Raw genomic sequence first — 18655 nt, 5'->3', positions numbered from 1 at the left:
TAAAAGCTCAATGAAATCGCAAAATGCGTGTATCGAGCGCGCTGGGGGCTTTTTTTTCTGCAAAAGGTATCTTAAAGGTATCTATATGGATGAGTCCTTCCAATACCTGATTGCAATCGACGGCGGTGGCACAAAGTGCCGGTTCGCGATGGCCACACCTGACGGTCGGGTCGAGGTGACATTGGGCAGTGCCAATGCTTTCTCGGATCGTCAGAAAGCGCTTCGCACCCTCGATGAGGGGCTGCAGTCCTTGGTCAATAAGGCACAATTGCCCCGAGCACATCTGGCCGAGATTCCGACCTACGCGGGGCTGGCTGGGGTGACGGATGCCGTTGCGGCGTCGGAGGTTGCGCGCAGTCTTCCCTCGCGGATCGTCGAGGTCGAAGATGATCGCAGATCGGCGGTTGTGGGCGCGTTGGGCGCGCAGGACGGTTCTGTGATCGGCGTTGGAACGGGATCTTTTCTGGCCCGTCAGGCCGATGGGCGAACGCAGTTTATTGGCGGCTACGGAGCTTTGATCGGCGATCAGGCCTCGGGCAACTGGTTAGGCGTTCAGCTGCTGCAACGCGTTCTATTGGCGATGGACGGCATTCAACCGCACAGCACGCTGACCCGAAAAATCAGCGCGGAATATGACGACGATCCCATGCAAATCGTTGCGTTTGTTGGTCAGGCGAACCCCTCGGATTTCGCAGGCCTCGCCCCCGAGATCATCGCGGCTGCGGCTGGTGGCGATCCCGTGGCGCAGGAACTGATGCAAGGCGGGGCCGACTATCTGGCGCAAGGGCTGCGCGCCCTTGATCACGCCGACGGATCGCCCATCTGCATGATCGGCGGGGTCGCACCGCATTATGCAGACTATCTGCCGCTTCACATGCAGGCCTGCCTGACCAAAGCTAAGGGCTCGCCGCTTGACGGTGCTTTGATTTTGGCGCGTCACCTGGCTGAGCGGGCAAAGGTAGGAGCGGGCTGATGAGCGACACGATCGAGACATTCCTGAAATCTGCCGATTGGCTGCAGGAGGCCACAGGCCCTCTTTACGTTCGGTTGCGCAAGCGACTTGAGCAAAGCATCGAGGCCGGCGTGCTGGCCGAAAGCGCCCCGTTGCCAGGCGAACGTGAGATGGCCCATCTGACCGGCCTGTCCCGTGTCACCGTCCGGCGCGCGCTGCAGGATCTGGTCGAGCGCGGTATCATTGTGCAGCGTCAGGGCTCGGGCAGTTTCGTGGCGGACGGAACGCCTCGGGTCGAACAATCGCTGTCCCTGCTGACCTCCTTTACCGAAGACATGACCCGTCGGGGGTTGGATTCGACCAGCGAGTGGCTGGACCGCGGCATCCACACACCCTCACCGGAAGAGGTCATGGCACTGGCCCTGTCCTCGGGCGAAGAGGTGGCGCGGCTGTCGCGCCTGCGCATGGCCAATGACAGGCCAATGGCGATTGAGCACGCGGCCCTGCCGGTCGATATCCTGCCGCATCCCGAAGGCGTAACATCCTCGCTCTATGAAGTGCTGGAACGCGATAGCAACCGCCCGGTACGCGCCATGCAGCGAATTTCAGCGATCAACCTTGAGGCCAACGATGCCGCCGTTCTAGGGGTCGAACCGGGCGTGGCCGGGCTGCGGATCGTAAGGACCTCGTTCCTGTCCAATCGACGCGTGGTGGAATTCACCCGCTCTGTCTATCGCGGTGACGCCTACGATTTCGTGGCCGAACTGCGCCTTGCAAACAGCTAGGAAAGCATATGCAACAACAGATCACCCGGATGCGCCGGGAAATCGACGAGATACCCGAAGCGGTCGAACGGCTGCTCAGCCGGGGTCAAAAGGACATCGCCTCCACCGCCGAGGTCGCCCGGACCCTTGATCCTGCCTTTCTGACAAGCGTGGCACGGGGGTCTTCAGATCACGTCTGCACCTATCTCAAATATGCATCAGAAATCCTGTTGGGCCTGCCCGTGGCGTCGGTCGGCCCTTCTGTCGCGTCGATCTACAACGCGCCGCTTCGGTTGCAAAACAGCCTGTGTCTGGCCGTGTCCCAGTCCGGGCAAAGCCCGGATATCCTGTCGATGGTCCGCAGCGCGGATCGTGATGGCGCACTGACCATCGGGTTGACAAATGACGCGAACTCTCCGCTGGCGGTATCCTGCGCCCATACGATTGATATACAGGCAGGCCCCGAACTAAGTGTGGCCGCGACCAAGACATTTGTGTCCTCCGCCGTGGCGGGCCTGTGGGTGTTGGCCGAATGGGCGCGGGATGAGGCGCTTTTGGCGGCCATTCGCGGCTTGCCAGAACAGCTGGCGCAGGCGGCGCGTATCGACTGGCCCGAGGTACGGGCTGCGATTGGGGCGAACCCGTCGCTGTTCACCTTGGGGCGCGGGCAGGTGCTCGCCATGTCCAACGAGGCGGCTTTGAAGTTCAAAGAGACCTGCCAGTTGCATGCCGAAAGCTATTCTTCGGCCGAAGTGCTGCATGGGCCGGTCTCGATTGTCGAAGAAGGGTTTCCGGTCCTCAGCTTTGCGGCTGCGGATGCTGCAGAATCCGCGCTGTCCGAGGTCGCCGACGCGATCAGCGCCAAAGGGGCCCGCGTTTTTGCCACCACAACAAAGGTCAAATCTGCGTCACCGGTCGAACATGTCCGCACGCTGCACCCGTTGACCGACGCGCTGAGCCTGATCGTTTCGTTCTATTCCATGGTCGAGGTTTTCGCCGCCTCACGCGGCATTGACCCGGATGCGCCCCGGCACCTTAAGAAGGTGACGGAGACGGTATGACCGAGACGACCCACGCCCTCATCGGAGCGGACATTCTGGCGCCGGACGGCATCGTGAAAGACCACGCGCTGTTACATAGGGGTGGGCGGGTTGATGGCGTCGTTCCCATGTCGGAACTTGGCTCTGGGCATGTGCCAGTCACGCTGGAGGGTGGACTTCTCGCGCCGGGTTTCGTCGATCTGCAGGTCAATGGCGGCGGCGGGGTGATGTTCAACAACCATCCGGATGTCGATGCGCTGAAGATCATGGCTGGGGCCCATGCGCAGATCGGGGCGACCTCGATCCTGCCGACCTTGATCACGGATTCGCCCGAAGTCACCGAAAGCGCCATTGCAGCCACGATTGAGGCTGTGCGGCAAGGCGTTCCGGGGATCGTCGGCCTGCACCTGGAAGGTCCGCATCTGGCAATCTCACGCAAAGGCGCGCATGACGCTGCCTTTATCCGCCCGATGGAGGATGCGGATGTCGCGGCCCTGCTTGAGGCCGCCGCCCAATTGCCGGTTCTGAAAGTGACGCTGGCACCTGAAAGCGTCACGAACGCCCAGATTGAAACACTGACGGCGGCAGGTGTATTGGTCTCCTTGGGGCACACCGATGCCAGCTATGAGGTTTGCGTTGCTGCCGCCAAGGCCGGTGCGCGCTGTGTGACGCATTTGTTCAACGCGCAAAGCCAGATGCAAGGACGCGCGCCGGGAACCGTTGGCGCGGCGTTGGCCGAGGGGAAATTCTCGGCAGGTCTGATCGCGGACATGATCCATGTGCATCCCGTCATGATCCGCACTGCGTTGAACGCCAAGCAGGGGCCGGGTGAGATCTTTCTGGTCAGCGATGCCATGGCGACGGCAGGGTCGGATATCCGCGTGTTTGAACTTAATGGTCGAGACATCCACCGCGAGGACAATCGGCTGACGCTGGCCGACGGAACGCTGGCAGGCGCGCATCTGGAATTGCTACAGGCGGCGTGGAACCTGACCGCGCAGGTCGGTGTGCCGTTTGATAAGGCGCTGCAGATGGCCAGTCTTGTGCCTGCGAACCTGATAGGCAACCGCCAGATCGGACGTCTGGTCAAAGGCGCGCTGGCGCATGTCCTGCATATCGGCCCCGAGGGGGATTTGCTGGCCGTTTGGCAGGACGGACAGAAAATCCGGGGCTGACCCTGTCGGCTGAACTGGTCTGCGTGCTTTGAAAATCGCCCATTTTGCGCTATCCTGAGGCAGAGCAGTAATCAGGAAAAAACGGAATGCGTAAATGCATAGGCGGCGTCATGACCGTCGCATTGTGGGCATCCATGATGCAGGCAGGTTTAGCGGAAACTTCTCAAAGGTCAGAAAATCGACTTTTGGACAATCGGGTGCAATTGGCCTCGGCGGATGTGGTGGTCTCTCTCCGGCCGGTGCCGCGACCCTCGGCTGAGGCCGTTCGGGTGTCGGTAAAAGGCAATGCCCGCTTTCAGGCATGGCTCGGCGCGTTTCAGCGGCGGGCGGTTGCGCAGGGGATCACTCAGCAGACCTTGGATCAAGCACTGGCCGGGTTGAGTTATGATCAAAATGTCATCAAGCGGGATCGCAATCAGGCCGAGTTTTCAAAGCCGATCTGGGAGTATCTGGACGCGGCTGTCTCGGATACACGTATCGCCAATGGCCGCGCGGCATTGGGCCGACATCGGAAAGTCCTGCGGCAGATCGAGGCGCAATATGGCGTCGAGAAAGAGGTCGTAACTGCCATTTGGGGCCTCGAGACCTCCTTCGGGTCCTATCGTGGCAGCAATCAGACGATCCGCTCGCTGGCGACATTGGCCTTCGATGCCCGTCGCGCTTCGTTTTTCGAGACCCAGTTGATTGCCGCTTTGCGGATCATTCAGGCCGGGGATGTGAGTACGGGTCGTATGGTGGGCAGCTGGGCTGGCGCAATGGGGCACACGCAATTCATGCCGACCTCGTATCTGGATCACGCGGTTGATTTCGATGGTGATGGGCGACGCGACATCTGGTCGGAAGATCCGACAGATGCGCTGGCCTCGGCTGCAGCTTATCTTGCCCGGCATGGGTGGACCAAGGGGCAGCCCTGGGGGGTCGAGGTGCGTCTGCCCGAGGGGTTCGACTATGCGATCGCCAAGCGGGACTACACTCTGATGCCGTCAGACTGGGCGGCGCGTGGTGTGGTCGGGCTGGATGGCAAACCGGTGCGAGACCATGGACAGGCAGCGATCTTGCTGCCTGCGGGCGGGCAGGGTGTAGCGCTGATGATCTTCGACAATTTCAGCGTGATCGAGGCGTATAACGGTGCGGATGCCTATGTGATCGGCATCGGTCACCTATCGGATCGTCTCAGCGGAGATGCTCCGTTTCAGGCCAGTTGGCCGCGTGGCGACCGGGTGTTGAGTTTTACCGAGAAAAAGGAATTGCAAACGCGGTTGACGCAGGCCGGGTTTGATACTCAGGGCATAGATGGGCGCACCGGGCCGAATACGGTGAATGCAGTACGGGCCTATCAACTGGCGCAAGGGTTGCTGCCAGATGGCTATGCGTCCATTCGTTTGCTTGAGCGGTTGAGGTAGAGGAGGGGGGCTCTGCCCCCGCCGCCTGTCGGCGTCTCCCCCGGGATATTTTTGGCCAGATGAAGGGCGGATCAGGAGGCCGCTTTCATCAGACCCTGCGCGATGATCTCGGCCTGTGCTTCGTCCAGGGATTTGTGGATGCGCACGAACATCTCGTCGATATCCGCCGTCGTCAGGATCAGAGGCGGAGAGATGATCATCCGGTCGCCCACATGCCGCATGATCAGGTTGTTGGCAAAGCAACGGTCGCGGCAGATATAGCCCACCGTACCGGGGTCTGAGGCGAATTTGGCGCGGTTGGCTTTGTCCGGGGTCAGTGCGATCGACGCCATCATGCCGACAATCTTGGCCTCGCCCACCAGCGGGTGATCGGCCAACGCCTCCCACTTCTGTTTCAAGTACGGGGCGGCGAAGTCGCGGACATGCTCGACGATCTTTTCTTCTTCGAGGATGCGCAGATTCTCCAGAGCAACAGCGGCCGCGACCGGGTGGCCGGAATAGGTGTAGCCGTGGTTGAATTCAGTGCTGCCGATCACCTCGGCGATCTCGTCATTGACGATTGACCCACCAATCGGCGCGTAGCCCGAGCTGAGGCCCTTGGCGATGGTCATGATGTGTGGCTTGATGCCGACGGTTTGCGATCCGAACCAATTGCCGGTGCGGCCAAAGCCACAGATCACTTCATCGGCGATCAGCAGGATATCGTATTTGTCGCAGATGCGCTGGATTTCCGGCCAGTAGGTATCGGGGGCGACGATAACGCCACCTGCACCTTGTACAGGCTCGGCGATAAAGGCCGCGACGCGGTCTTCGCCGAGTTCCAGAATGGCTTCTTCCAGTTCGCGTGCGCGGGCGAGGCCGAACTCTTCGGGCGTCATGTCACCGCCTTCGGCCCACCAGTTGGGTTGATTGATGTGGTGGATGTTCGGGATCGGGATACCGCCCTGCGCGTGCATTCCGGCCATACCACCCAACGAGGCAGAGCCCACTGACGAGCCATGGTAAGCGTTGTGCCGGCTGATAATGATGTTCTTGTCGGGCTGCCCTTTTTCGGCCCAATAGGTGCGCACCAGACGGATGTTGGTGTCGTTCGCTTCGGACCCGCCAGCGGCGAAGAACACGTGGTTCAGGTCGCCCGGGGCAAGCTCTGCCAGTTTGTTGGCCAGTGCAATTGCGGGCACGTGGGTCGTTTTGAAGAAGGTGTTGTAGTACGGAAGCTCGCGCATTTGGCGGGCGGCGGCGTCAGCCAGTTCATCGCGCCCGTAGCCGATATTCACGCACCACAGGCCGGCCATTGCATCCAGGATCTGTTCGCCTTCGCTGTCTGTCAGATAGACGCCGTTGGCGCGGGTGATAACGCGCGCGCCCTCTTTCCCCAGCGCTCCGTTGGCGGAGAACGGATGCATGTGGTGGGCGGCATCCAGCGCCTGCAACTCAGCGGTGGGCATGTGGTTTGTGATCGTGGACATCCGAAAGACTCCTGCAACGGTGGTTGTGAGTCACAATATGATCAAATTATTTCCTGTCAATCGAATCGGTGTTTTCTATATGTCCGAGGCAGCGTCGATCATCAGTTCCATGCCTTGCTCGATATCCTGAGCGGTCGCTTTCGCCACCTTTTCCGCATCCCCGGCGCGCAGCCCTGCGATGATGTCCTTATGGCGATCAGGCAGGCTTTGAGTGCCGAAGCGGCCGCAGACCACACGCAAGGATGGCCCGAATCGGAGCCACAGACGCTCGGCCAGATCGCTCAGAACGGGCGCATCGGCATGTGCATATAGCGTTTCGTGGAATCTGTGGTTGAGATGCAGGTAGCCATGAACGTCACCATCGGCGATCATCTGATCCAATTGCTGGTCGATAGATTCCAGTTGATCAATGTCGCTGGCGGACATTTTGGCGGCGGATCGCCTTGAAAGCTCTGATTCTATGGCAATTCTGGCGAAGATCACCTGCTCAACATCGCCGCTGGACAACAAGGGCACACTGACCCTGCGATTGCCCTGAAACACCAATGCGCCGTCCGAGATCAGACGTCGAATCGCCTCGCGTACGGGGGTCATGCCGACGCCGAGCGAATCAGTCAGGCCCTGAATGGTGACGGGCTGACCGGGGACCAGCTCGCCGAACATGATCATGGATTTGAGGGTATGGTAAACCTGTTCATGCGCGGGCCGTTTCCCGGCGTCAATATTGGGCTTAGGTGCCTTATTTTTGATCAAATCCAATTGGTTTGCCTTGTCTCGATGGGTGCCGGCTTGCCGGGCTGTTGACCTTTTGGAACCATAGTTCACAAAGTCGAAAAACGCAAAACTTGATCAAATCCAAAAAAACGGGACAATACCCATCATAATCGCAGGGAGAACAAAAATGACGTTCAAGACGCTGACACTGACAGCGGTTCTCGCATTGGGGACTTCGGCGGCCTTCGCCGAAGAGGTGCGAGTCTATAACTGGTCGGACTATATCGACGAGGAGCTTCTATCGAAGTTCGAGGAAGAGACAGGGTTGACCCTGATCTACGACGTGTTCGACAGCAACGAGGTTCTTGAAACCAAGATGCTGGCTGGAGGTTCAGGGTATGACGTTGTCGTACCTACTGCGGACTTCATGCAAAGGCAGATTCAGGCTGGTGTTTACCAGAAACTAGACAAGTCCAAATTGCCTAATTTGGCCAACATGTGGGACGTCATCGAAGAAAGGACGTCCAGATATGATCCCGGCAATGAGTACTCGATAAACTATATGTGGGGGACCACCGGACTGGGACTCAATGTCAACAAGGTCAAAGAGGTATTAGGTGACGATTTTCCGTTGGACACGATGGACCTCGTGCTGAAGCCTGAAAATATGGAAAAACTGGCGACATGTGGTGTGCATTTTTTGGATGCCCCTACTGAAATAATTCCAATGGTCCTGCAGTACTTGGGTGAGGATCCCGATAGTTCCGATCCAGATGTCATAGCGAAGGCCGAAGCACCATTGTTGGCGGTGCGCCCACATATTCAGAAATTCCACAGTTCGGAATATGTCAACGCCTTGGCCAATGGTGAAATCTGCGTGGCAGTCGGTTGGTCGGGCGACGTTTTACAATCTCGCGATCGAGCTATTGAGGCAGAAAACGGCGTTGAAATCGTCTACAATCCTTTCGCCGAAGGTTCGCTAATGTGGTCGGACCAGATGCTAATTCCAGCGGATTCTCCAAATCCAGACGGTGCGCATCAATTCCTTAACTTCATAATGGATGCGCAAAACATGGCGACGGCCTCGAACTATGTTTACTACGCCAACGGCAACAAGGCGTCACAAGAGTTTCTATTGGAAGATGTAATCGGCGATCCGGCGATTTATCCGACGGAGGAAACGATGAGCAATCTATATACTAAGTCGCCCTATGACTCGAAAACGCAACGGGTTGTGACCCGTCTGTGGACCAAGATCAAATCGGGCACCTGATCCGATTTCGCGCAAGGCGGCGGGGATCGCCTTGCGCCCACTTCCAGATTGTCGAACGGGGGCCGTTTTGAACTCTGACGTCTTTGCGCCGTGGGATGACCCGCAGGCGAAACCCTTGATCCAATTCCAGAATGTCACCAAACGGTTTGGAGATTTCACGGCCATAGACAATCTGTCGCTGGACATTTTCGAGAAAGAATTCTTTGCCCTGCTCGGTCCGTCGGGTTGCGGCAAGACGACGATGATGCGGATGCTGGCGGGGTTCGAAACGCCGACCGAAGGGCACATCATTCTGGGCGGTCAGGACATTGACCCGATCCCGCCCAACAAACGCGCAGTGAACATGATGTTCCAGTCCTACGCGCTGTTTCCGCATCTCAGCATCTGGGAAAATATCGCCTTCGGTCTGCGCCGGGACAACATGCCAAGGCATGACCTTGAGGACCGGGTGGAAGAGATGCTGCGCTTGACCCGGCTCGAGCAATTCGCCCGCCGCAAGCCGCATCAGATCTCGGGCGGTCAACGGCAACGGGTCGCGCTGGCCCGGTCGCTGGCGAAGGCGCCTAAGCTGTTGCTGTTGGACGAACCTCTGGGCGCGTTGGACAAGAAACTGCGGCAGGACACGCAGTTTGAATTGATGGATATTCAGGAGAAGACCGGCACAACCTTTGTTATCGTCACCCACGATCAGGAGGAAGCCATGACCGTGGCCAGCCGCGTGGCGGTAATGGATCAGGGCAAGCTGATGCAGGTCGCCACGCCCGATCGCATCTATGAAAACCCGAACTCGGTCTATGTCGCTGACTTTATCGGCGACGTAAACATCATCAAAGGCCACGCCACCGCGAATGGTGAGGAAACCTATCGGATCGACTGGGCCGAAGGGCAGGCTCCGCTGACGGCGACCTCGGCGAACGGCTTCTCGGAGGGTCAGGCCTGCCACCTGGCGATCCGGCCCGAGAAAGTGACGATCTCAACCGACCGCCCTGCCGAGGCAATCAATGCCGTGCAAGGCAAGGTGTTGGACATCGCTTATCTGGGTAACCTCTCAACCTATCATGTCGAATTGCCGAATGGCACGATCATCAAGGCGCAGACGGCCAATACTCGCCGCATCTCGCGCCGGTCATTCACATGGGAAGACCCGGTCTGGCTGTCCTGGACAGCAACGGCTGCGGTCCTGTTGGCAAGCTGATGCGCCGCGCGCTGCTGATCGCAGTTCCTTATGTCTGGTTGTTGGCGCTGTTTCTGGTGCCGTTTTTCATCGTCCTGAAAATCTCACTCTCGGACACGGAACTGGCGATCCCGCCCTACACGCCGACCTTGGACCTGTCGCAGGGTTGGGCCGGGATCAAGGATTTCTTCAGCCAGCTGGACTTTGAGAATTTCGTCTGGCTGACCGAGGATGACCTGTATTGGAAGGCTTACCTTTCCAGCCTGAAGATCGCTGTGATCTCAACCTTTCTGACGTTGCTGGTGGGATACCCGATTGCCTATGGCATGGCGCGCGCGCCGGCCGAATGGCGACCGACACTTATGATGCTGGTGATCCTTCCGTTCTGGACCTCATTCCTAATCCGCGTTTACGCGTGGATGGGGATCCTTTCGAACGAGGGGTATCTGAACCAGCTCTTGCTTTGGACGGGTATCATCTCGACCCCGTTGACCATTCTGAACACCAATACGGCGGTCTATATCGGGATCGTCTACACCTATCTGCCGTTCATGATCCTGCCGATCTATTCCTCGTTGGAGCGCATGGACGAGTCGCTAATCGAAGCCGCCGAGGATCTTGGATGCTCGCGCCTTCAGGCCTTCTGGCTGGTGACGATCCCCTTGTCGCGCCCCGGCATCATTGCGGGCTGTTTCCTTGTGATGATCCCGGTGATCGGTGAGTTCGTGATCCCCTCGCTTCTGGGCGGCTCGGGCACCCTGATGATCGGCAAGGTTCTGTGGGAGGAGTTCTTCTCAAACCGTGACTGGCCGGTCGCAAGCGCGGTGGCGGTGGTTCTGTTGCTGATCCTCGTGGTGCCGATTGTGCTGTTCCAGCGCAACCAGCAGAAACAGGCGGAGGCCGAGAAATGAACAGGTTAAGCTGGTTCAACACGGTTTCCCTGACGCTAGGGTTCGCGTTCCTGTATATCCCGATGATCATCCTAATCATCTTCAGCTTCAACGAAAGCAAACTGGTCACTGTTTGGGCGGGGTTCTCGACCAAATGGTACGGAGAGCTGGCCCAAAACGAAGCGTTTCTGGACGCGGCATGGGTGACGATCCGGGTGGCGGTGTTCTCATCGACATTGGCAACCATTCTGGGCACCGCCGCGGCCTATGTCCTGGTACGCGGAGGGCGCTTCTTTGGCCGCACCCTATTCTCGGGAATGATCTACGCGCCGCTGGTCATGCCAGAGGTGATCACCGGCCTGTCCCTGTTGCTGCTCTTCATCGGCATAGGATTGGACCGGGGGATTCTGACCATCGTTCTGGCCCATACGACCTTTTCGATGTGCTTTGTGTCGGTGGTTGTCTCCTCGCGTCTTGTGACCTTTGACCAGTCGCTGGAAGAGGCCGCCTTGGACCTTGGTTGCTCGCCCGCGCAAGCGTTTCGTCTGGTAACCCTGCCGATCATCGCACCGGCGGTGATCTCAGGCTGGCTGCTGGCGTTTACCTTGTCGCTGGATGATCTGGTGATCGCATCCTTTACTTCGGGTCCGTCGGCCACGACCTTGCCGATCAAGATTTTCTCGGCCGTGCGGCTCGGTGTCAGCCCTGAGATTAACGCGCTGTCGACCCTCATGATCGCGGTTGTGACGATCGGCGTCATCACCGCCTCATTGGTCACGAAGCGTACCATGATGCGGCAAAAGCAGGATGAGATGGCCGCTATGCGCGCCGAATGAAACGGATATTTCCAGACTACACCTATGGTGATGGGCCAAGGCAGGGGTGCTGGTGGGACGAAACGATCGCCGCCCCCGACTGGCCTGAACAGCAGGGTGATTTGCAGGTTGATGTTGCCATAATCGGTGGCGGCTTCACCGGAGCTTCGGCCGCACTGCATCTGGCGGATGCCGCCGTGTCCGTCGCAGTATGTGAAGCCGAAACACCCGGTTGGGGGGCTTCGGGACGCAATGGTGGGTTCTGCTGTCTGGGGGGATCAAAACTCAGCTACAAGGCCATGTGTCGCCGCTTTGGTGAGGCTTCGGCGCAAGCTTATTCCGAGGCTGAAAGCGACGCGGTGCAACTCGTCGCAAGCCTTCTGGACCGCTACGGGATCGACGTGGATCGGCATTCAAAAGGTGAGACGCAACTGGCCCATTCCCGCCGCGCGATGGAGGCACTGAGGCACAATGCCGATGAGAACGGCATACTGCACGAAGCTGCTGATCTGTCCGGTCTAGGCCTGAATGGGCCGTTTCACGGTGGGTACACAACTCCGGTTGGCTTCGGTCTCAACCCCCGGAAATACCTTTTTGGCCTCACCCAAGCCGCGCAGGCGCAAGGCGCAGTGTTTTTTCAGAACAGCCCCGTTCTGAGCATTGAGAAGACCGCGTCAGGCTTTGCTGTACGAACACCAAAAGGCCAAATCCGAGCCAACAAGGTGTTGGCCTGCACCAATGGGTACTCCAGCGAAGATATCCCGTCCTGGATGTCGGCGCGTTACATGCCAGCCCAATCCACGGTGCTTGTCACCCGTCCTCTGACACAGGTCGAGAAGGCGGCGCAGGGTTGGACCTCGGATCAGATGTCCTACGATACGCGCAATCTGTTGCACTATTTCCGCCTGATGCCGGATGGCCGGTTCCTGTTTGGCATGCGGGGCGGGCTGCTGTCCTCACCCAAAGCTGAGGCAGCGATCCGCATGCAGGTGCAGCGCGACTTCAAGCGTATGTTCCCGGCATGGTCCGAGGTGGACGCTACACACATCTGGTCGGGCATGGTGTGCATGTCGCGCGATCTGGTGCCTTTTGTTGGGCCGGTTCCGGGACAGGCAGGGATGTTTGCGGGCTTTGCTTATCACGGCAACGGGGTCGCCATGGGCACCTATAGCGGTCGGGCTCTGGCGCGGTTGGCGCTGGGTCAGACCAGCGGATTGCCAAATGTCATGTCCGAGACCGCCCGGCGCTTTCCTTTAGGCCGGTGGCGACGCGCCCTGATGCCGCCCGCCTATGCCGCCATGGGACTGGCCGATCTGTGATCCGCTGCCAAAGGTGAAACAGAAACAACCCATCGGCGCTTGAGGCCTGCGTGAAAATACTGGAACGTGTGGCAGACCCCATGAAACCCGACCGGAGGGCAGAAGATGAAAATTGGCGGTGTTCACTACCACTCGATCTGGCGCGACGCTGAAAGCGGTGAAGTCAGGATCATCGACCAGCGCTGGCTGCCGCATGATTTCCGGATCGCCACCCTGTCCTCTCTGGCCGAGTTTGAGGCCGCAATCCGCGAGATGTGGGTGCGTGGCGCGCCTCTGATCGGGGCGACCGCTGCTTATGGTATGGCGGAGGCGATGTCTCGGGACCCGTCTGATCAGAATTTTGAACATTCAGCTTCGGTTCTGAACGCGACCCGCCCAACGGCGGTGAACCTGAACTGGGCGTTGCAGCGCTGCCGGGAGGCCTTGCTGCCCCTGCCGCCCGATCAACGCGCCGCTGCGGCCTGGGCGTTGGCGGACGAGATCTGCGAAGAGGATGTCGAGATCAATCGCCTGATCGGAGAACATGGGCTTGCTTTGATCCGCGACATCGCCGCCCGCAAACCCGCGGGTGAACCGGTGCGCCTGCTGACCCATTGCAATGCCGGGTGGCTGGCCACCGTGGATTGGGGCACTGCGACCAGCCCGATGTATCAGGCGCATAACGCCGGGGTGCCGATCCATGTCTGGGTTGATGAAACGCGACCCCGGAACCAAGGGGCCTTGACTGCGTGGGAGTTGGGCGAACATGGCATCAGTCATCAATACATCGTCGACAATGCAGGCGGTCACCTGATGCAGCATGGTCTGGTCGATCTGGTGATCACCGGGACAGATCGGACCACCTCAACCGGCGATGTCTGCAACAAGATCGGCACCTATCTTAAGGCCCTGGCCGCGCGTGACAACAACGTGCCGTTTTATGTGGCCTTGCCCTCACCCACCATCGATTGGACGCTTCGGGACGGGGTCGCCGAAATCCCGATCGAGGACCGACCGGACCGCGAAATCTCGCATGTGTTCGGCATGACAGAGGGCGGCATCGGTGAGGTTTGCGTGGTCCCCGAAGGCTCGGATGTGGGCAACCCGGCCTTTGACGTCACGCCGAACCGTCTGGTCACCGGCTTGATCACCGAGCGGGGCGTCTGCGACGCCAGCGCCGAAGGTCTGGCAGCCATGTTCCCCGAAAAGGTTGGCCAAGCCGCCTGAGCGCAGAAAGACAAGGATACAAAAGACATGATCGAAGCGCCCGGACTGCCGGGTGTATGGCTTGAGCCGCTGTTGAAGCTGCGCGCGTTAAGCTGTCGGACGAAGACATGGTAATTTCGCCTTTGGAGCCACCGCGCAGGAAAGCTATGACAAGATCGTTCAGCATACCAATGAGGTAGCTGACTATCTCGGCCTGACCGAACTGACGCCAATTGGTGAACGTCTGCCTGCCAACGGGCTGGAAATGTTGCCCGTCTTGCGTGGTGTGATCGCCGAGGTCACGGCGGATCGGGACGGCGCAATGCCGGTCTTTGATCTAAGAAATGGCTCCGCGACACATGCGTTTATGGCGCGCGGCGATGTGGACGCGCTGGCGACTCGCGGCATGGCCTCACCGGATCACGTGCTACGTACCAAGGGCCGGCCGCTGGTGCTGAAACAGGCGGACCTAACCGACCGAGAGAGCATCAAGGCCAAGGTCGAAGCCTTCGCTGTGGATTACCGCGCCTATTTCGACCGTCAGGCCCCTCAGGCCGCGGAACCCAAGACCATGCTGACCCCTGATCCCAAACATGCGTGGATCGCAGGGATCGGTGTTCTGGGGATTGGGGTGAACGCCAAGGCGGCCTCAGCCTCGGCTGATCTGGCCGAGTAGAACATCCGCGTGCGCGCCGTCGCAGAAGATGCGGGCGGGTTCTATCCCATCGGTGAAAAGGACATGTTCGATTGCGAATATTGGTCGTTGGAGCAAGCAAAGTTGGGCAAAGGCACCCCTCCGCCGTTTCAGGGCCGGGTCGTCATGGTGACCGGAGGGGCAGGCGCGATTGGTCTGGCAACCGCCAAGGCCTTTGCGGCCAAGGGCGCGAATGTCGTTCTGGTGGATCGGGATCAAGCGGCTCTGGATGCCGCACTATCCCAGTTGGGTCGCTGGCATGCGGCCTGCGCGCTCGACATCGCGCAAGCTAACGCTGCCGATAACGCGATGACCGATGCGGTCACGGCCTTGGGTGGGCTGGATTTTCTCGTGTCGAATGCGGGTACGGCCACAGGGGGCGCTCTGGTCGAGCTGGAGGATGATGTCTTCCGAGCGGCTTTCGAGTTGAACTTTTTCGCGCACAAGGCTTTTGCCACCGCCGCTGCCAAGTTGATGCAGGATCAGGGGCGTGGTGGGCAGATACTGTTCAATATCTCCAAACAGGCGGTCAATCCCGGTCGCAATCTAGGCGCCTATGGAACCCCCAAAGCCGCCACGATGTTCCTGATGCGGCAACTGGCGCTGGAACTGGCGGGGGCTGGTATTCGGGTCAACGGGGTCAATGCTGACAAGATCAGATCAGGCCTGCTGACGGATGCGTTCATCAAGGAACGCGCCGCCGCGCGAGGTGTCAGCGAAGAGGTCTATATGGGCGGCAACCTTCTGGGCCGCGAGGTCGAGGCGCATCATGTCGCCGAAGGGTTCGTCAATCTGGCTTTGATGGAGCGCACGACCGGCCACGTCATCACGGTCGATGGTGGCAATACTGAGGCCGAACTGCGCTAGCTTCGCCCCCTGAAAACACCTGCGCGCGACCGATGAACGGCCGCGCGTAGGAAAGACTTGTCCAATGCGGCGTTAGAAATGCGCCGATTGAGTGGCCGGGTTTTTCGCAACCGGTGGGGCGAACTTGGTCAGGTCGATCCCTTCCACCGAGGCTTTGTATTCCTCGATCGTGGGCGTCCGGCCCAGAATGGCCGACAGGACAACAACTGGGGTCGAGGCCAGTAGGGACTCACCCTTCTTGTCGGGCGCATCTGCCACGACGCGGCCCTGGAAAAGGCGGGTCGAGGTGGCCAGAACCGTGTCGCCCTTGGCGGCTTTTTCCTGGTTGCCCATGCACAAGTTACAGCCAGGACGTTCGAGATACAGGATGTTCTCGTACTCGGTCCGCGCCTTTTCCTTCGGGAACAGGTCGTCGAATTCGAAGCCCGAGTATTTCTCGAGCACTTCCCAGTCGCCCTCTTCCTTCAACTCGTCAATGATGTTGTAGGTCGGGGCTGCGACGACCAGCGGGGCCTGAAATTCGACCTTGCCGGTTTCCTTTTCAAGGTTCTTCAGCATCTGGGCCACGATCTTGATGTCGCCCTTATGCACCATGCACGAGCCGACAAAGCCCAGATCCACATGCTTTTCGGCATTGTAGTACGAGATCGGGCGGATCGTGTCGTGGGTATAGCGCTTGGACACATCGGCGTTGTTGACATCCGGGTCGGCGATCATCGGTTCAACGATCTGGTCCAGATCAACGATAACCTCAGCGTAGTATTTCGCGTTGTCATCCGGGCGCAGCGCTGGCTTTTCGCCAGACTTGATCTCGGCAATGCGCGCATCGGCGATGTTGATCAGCTTTTGCAGCATGCCGTTTTCATGCTCCATGCCTTTGTCGATCATGATCTGGATGCGCGACTTGGCCAGCTCAAGCGAGCCGATCAGTGTCTCGTCATTCGAGATACAGACCGATGCCTTTGCTTTCATCTCAGCCGTCCAGTCGGTGAAGGTGAAGGCTTGGTCGGCCAGCAGCGTGCCGATGTGAACTTCGATCACGCGGCCCTGGAACACGTTGTCGCCATGCTGTTCCAGCATCTGCGCTTGGGTGGCATGCACGACGTCGCGGAAATCCATATGCTCGGCCATCGTGCCTTTGAAGGTCACCTTGACCGATTCAGGGATCGGCATCGAAGCCTCACCCGTGGCCAGCGCCAAAGCAACAGTGCCCGAGTCCGCCCCGAAGGCCACGCCTTTGGACATACGAGTGTGGCTGTCGCCGCCGATGATGACCGACCAGTCATCCACGGTGATGTCGTTCAGCACTTTGTGGATCACGTCGGTCATCGAATGGTAAACGCCTTTCGGGTCACGCCCGGTGACAAGGCCGAAGTCATTCATGAATTTCATCAGGCGGGGGGTGTTGGCTTGCGCCTTAGCATCCCACACAGAGGCCGTGTGACAGCCGGACTGATACGCCCCGTCGACGATGGGCGAGACAACAGTTGCCGCCATCGACTCAAGTTCTTGCATGGTCATCAGGCCGGTTGTGTCCTGCGAGCCGACGATGTTGACCTTGACGCGCACGTCCGATCCGGCATGCAGGGTCTTGCCGGGGGTGGTACCCACGGCGTTCTTGTTGAAGATCTTTTCAACCGCTGTCAGGCCCTGGCCCTCGTGGCTGATTTCTTTCGACGGCGCAAAGACCAGCGGTGCTTCAACACCCAGTGCCTCGGCTGCGAATGTCTGCAATTTCTTACCAAAGACGATGGCGTAGGAACCGCCTGCCTTCATGAACTCGACCTTTTGCGGTGTGAAGGACGAGGTCACGTCGACTAGCTCTTCCCCGTCTTCGCTCAGCAGTTTGTGGTCTTTGGTGTTGATCTTCAGAACCGTACCAGTGGCAACCGAGTACTTCTCTTCCAGGATCGGGTTGCCGTCATTGTTGAGGATTGCGTTGCCATCCTCATCGACCTTTTTGACCCAGTTCTTCAGGTCCAGCCCGATGCCGCCGGTCACGCCGACAGTGGTCAGGAAGATCGGCGAAATTCCGTTGGTGCCCGCAACGATGGGGGCGTAGTTGACAAAGGGCACATAGGGGCTGGCTTGTTTGCCGGTCCACAGGGCCACGTTGTTCACACCCGACATACGGGACGATCCCACACCCATGGTGCCTTTTTCCGCGATCAGCATGACGCGCTTGCCTGGGTGCTTCAGCTTGAGCGCTTCGATCTCTTGTTGTGCGGTCTCGGAGATCAGGCATTTGCCGTGCAATTCGCGGTCCGCGCGCGAGTGTGCCTGATTGCCGGGCGACAGCAGGTCGGTCGAGATGTCACCCTCGGCAGCAACATAGGTGACGACTTCGATCTCTTCATCAATGGCAGGCAGTTTGGTGAAGAACTCGGCCTTGGCGTAGCTTTCAAGGATGTCTTTCGCGACGGCATTCCCTGCATCGAGCGCTGCTTTCAGCCGGTCGGTATCCGCGTCATAGAGGAAGACCTGAGTCTTCAGAACCTCAGCCGCTTTGCCCGCAATTGCCGCATCGTCGCCCAATGCCAGATCCAGCAGTACCTTGACCGAGGGGCCGCCCTTCATGTGCGACAGCAACTCGAACGCGAAATCCTGCGAGATTTCTTCGACATCGGCCTGACCCAGAATGATCTCTTTCAGAAACGCCGCCTTCTCGCCCGCGGCGCTGGTTGTGCCGGGCAGGGTGTTGTAGATGAAGAAGTGCAGCGAGTCCGCACGGTGTTCATTCTGAGGGTCGCGGATCTGGTCGATGATCTCTTTTGTCAGGGCACCGTCATCGACGGGTTTGGGGTTCAACCCCTGCGCTTTGCGTGTTTCGATCTCGGCAAGGTAATCAGTATACAGGCTCATGGCTATCCCGACGTATTGGCATTAGAAGGTGCTTGAGGTCCCGGGCTCAGACATGGGTC

16 protein-coding genes are annotated in these 18655 nt (G+C 59.1%); 13 read left to right on the top strand and 3 right to left on the bottom strand.

What is annotated here, in order from left to right:
• Positions 1–85: 85 nt before the first annotated feature.
• From J7394_RS11320 to J7394_RS11300, 5 genes are all read left to right on the top strand, one after another.
• Positions 86–973, top strand: a complete 888-nt coding sequence (locus tag J7394_RS11320) for a BadF/BadG/BcrA/BcrD ATPase family protein (RefSeq protein ID WP_209253082.1) — start codon at positions 86–88, stop codon at positions 971–973.
• Entirely contained in the window at positions 973–1737 is a 765-nt protein-coding gene (locus tag J7394_RS11315) for a GntR family transcriptional regulator (protein ID WP_209253080.1), read from the top strand. The genes J7394_RS11320 and J7394_RS11315 overlap by 1 nt, the downstream gene beginning before the upstream one ends.
• An 8-nt stretch (positions 1738–1745) precedes the next feature.
• A complete protein-coding gene (locus J7394_RS11310) occupies positions 1746–2777 on the top strand; it encodes an SIS domain-containing protein (protein ID WP_209253078.1) in 1032 nt (343 codons plus the stop codon).
• Complete coding sequence (nagA, locus tag J7394_RS11305; RefSeq protein WP_209253076.1) at positions 2774–3931, top strand: N-acetylglucosamine-6-phosphate deacetylase; 1158 nt, start codon at positions 2774–2776, stop codon at positions 3929–3931. The genes J7394_RS11310 and nagA overlap by 4 nt, the downstream gene beginning before the upstream one ends.
• Positions 3932–4017: 86 nt before the next feature.
• Positions 4018–5334 (top strand): lytic murein transglycosylase, encoded by a 1317-nt coding sequence (locus J7394_RS11300; RefSeq protein ID WP_209253073.1) that lies wholly within the window; start codon positions 4018–4020, stop codon positions 5332–5334.
• Between the two features lie 71 nt (positions 5335–5405).
• Here J7394_RS11300 and J7394_RS11295 read toward each other — a convergent pair whose 3' ends face one another.
• On the bottom strand, positions 5406–6803 hold the full coding sequence (locus tag J7394_RS11295) for an aspartate aminotransferase family protein (RefSeq protein WP_209253071.1): 1398 nt from the start codon (positions 6801–6803) through the stop codon (positions 5406–5408).
• Positions 6804–6878: 75 nt separating this feature from the next.
• Complete coding sequence (locus J7394_RS11290) at positions 6879–7562, bottom strand: GntR family transcriptional regulator (RefSeq protein ID WP_209253069.1); 684 nt, start codon at positions 7560–7562, stop codon at positions 6879–6881.
• A gap of 142 nt (positions 7563–7704) precedes the next feature.
• On the opposite strand from J7394_RS11290, the gene J7394_RS11285 reads away from it, so the two are divergent.
• From J7394_RS11285 to J7394_RS11250, 8 genes are all read left to right on the top strand, one after another.
• Positions 7705–8790, top strand: a complete 1086-nt coding sequence (locus J7394_RS11285; protein WP_209253067.1) for a polyamine ABC transporter substrate-binding protein — start codon at positions 7705–7707, stop codon at positions 8788–8790.
• 67 nt (positions 8791–8857) lie between these two features.
• Positions 8858–9985, top strand: a complete 1128-nt coding sequence (locus J7394_RS11280) for an ABC transporter ATP-binding protein (protein WP_209253065.1) — start codon at positions 8858–8860, stop codon at positions 9983–9985.
• Positions 9985–10875 carry an ABC transporter permease subunit gene (locus J7394_RS11275; RefSeq protein WP_170376046.1) on the top strand — a complete coding sequence of 297 codons (891 nt, stop codon included), beginning with the start codon at positions 9985–9987 and terminating at the stop codon, positions 10873–10875. Before J7394_RS11280 ends, J7394_RS11275 begins: the two co-directional genes overlap by 1 nt.
• Positions 10872–11690, top strand: a complete 819-nt coding sequence (locus tag J7394_RS11270) for an ABC transporter permease (RefSeq protein ID WP_209253064.1) — start codon at positions 10872–10874, stop codon at positions 11688–11690. Before J7394_RS11275 ends, J7394_RS11270 begins: the two co-directional genes overlap by 4 nt.
• Entirely contained in the window at positions 11687–12988 is a 1302-nt protein-coding gene (locus tag J7394_RS11265) for an FAD-binding oxidoreductase (protein ID WP_209253063.1), read from the top strand. Before J7394_RS11270 ends, J7394_RS11265 begins: the two co-directional genes overlap by 4 nt.
• A 105-nt stretch (positions 12989–13093) precedes the next feature.
• Positions 13094–14194: an S-methyl-5-thioribose-1-phosphate isomerase gene (gene mtnA, locus J7394_RS11260; protein WP_209253062.1), complete on the top strand. Its 1101-nt coding sequence runs from the start codon at positions 13094–13096 to the stop codon at positions 14192–14194.
• 244 nt (positions 14195–14438) lie between these two features.
• Entirely contained in the window at positions 14439–14849 is a 411-nt protein-coding gene (locus tag J7394_RS11255) for a hypothetical protein (protein ID WP_209253061.1), read from the top strand.
• 9 nt (positions 14850–14858) lie between these two features.
• Complete coding sequence (locus J7394_RS11250) at positions 14859–15734, top strand: SDR family NAD(P)-dependent oxidoreductase (protein WP_209253060.1); 876 nt, start codon at positions 14859–14861, stop codon at positions 15732–15734.
• A gap of 72 nt (positions 15735–15806) precedes the next feature.
• On the opposite strand, the gene J7394_RS11245 is transcribed toward J7394_RS11250, so the two are convergent.
• Positions 15807–18596 (bottom strand): bifunctional aconitate hydratase 2/2-methylisocitrate dehydratase, encoded by a 2790-nt coding sequence (locus J7394_RS11245; RefSeq protein WP_209253059.1) that lies wholly within the window; start codon positions 18594–18596, stop codon positions 15807–15809.
• Positions 18597–18655 lie beyond the last annotated feature (59 nt).

Source organism: Ruegeria sp. R13_0 (genome assembly GCF_017743995.1).
Lineage (GTDB): Bacteria > Pseudomonadota > Alphaproteobacteria > Rhodobacterales > Rhodobacteraceae > Ruegeria.
This window is presented reverse-complemented; position numbering and strand designations above follow the sequence as displayed.

What these genes read in the sequence shown, in the direction of transcription:
- J7394_RS11320 (WP_209253082.1), top strand. Translation starts at nt 86, where the DNA reads ATGGATGAGTCCTTCCAATACCTGATTGCAATCGACGGCGGTGGCACA.
- J7394_RS11315 (WP_209253080.1), top strand. Translation starts at nt 973, where the DNA reads ATGAGCGACACGATCGAGACATTCCTGAAATCTGCCGATTGGCTGCAG.
- J7394_RS11310 (WP_209253078.1), top strand. Translation starts at nt 1,746, where the DNA reads ATGCAACAACAGATCACCCGGATGCGCCGGGAAATCGACGAGATACCC.
- nagA (WP_209253076.1), top strand. Translation starts at nt 2,774, where the DNA reads ATGACCGAGACGACCCACGCCCTCATCGGAGCGGACATTCTGGCGCCG.
- J7394_RS11300 (WP_209253073.1), top strand. Translation starts at nt 4,018, where the DNA reads ATGCGTAAATGCATAGGCGGCGTCATGACCGTCGCATTGTGGGCATCC.
- J7394_RS11295 (WP_209253071.1), bottom strand. Translation starts at nt 6,803, where the DNA reads ATGTCCACGATCACAAACCACATGCCCACCGCTGAGTTGCAGGCGCTG.
- J7394_RS11285 (WP_209253067.1), top strand. Translation starts at nt 7,705, where the DNA reads ATGACGTTCAAGACGCTGACACTGACAGCGGTTCTCGCATTGGGGACT.
- J7394_RS11275 (WP_170376046.1), top strand. Translation starts at nt 9,985, where the DNA reads ATGCGCCGCGCGCTGCTGATCGCAGTTCCTTATGTCTGGTTGTTGGCG.
- J7394_RS11270 (WP_209253064.1), top strand. Translation starts at nt 10,872, where the DNA reads ATGAACAGGTTAAGCTGGTTCAACACGGTTTCCCTGACGCTAGGGTTC.
- J7394_RS11265 (WP_209253063.1), top strand. Translation starts at nt 11,687, where the DNA reads ATGAAACGGATATTTCCAGACTACACCTATGGTGATGGGCCAAGGCAG.
- mtnA (WP_209253062.1), top strand. Translation starts at nt 13,094, where the DNA reads ATGAAAATTGGCGGTGTTCACTACCACTCGATCTGGCGCGACGCTGAA.
- J7394_RS11255 (WP_209253061.1), top strand. Translation starts at nt 14,439, where the DNA reads ATGTTGCCCGTCTTGCGTGGTGTGATCGCCGAGGTCACGGCGGATCGG.
- J7394_RS11245 (WP_209253059.1), bottom strand. Translation starts at nt 18,596, where the DNA reads ATGAGCCTGTATACTGATTACCTTGCCGAGATCGAAACACGCAAAGCG.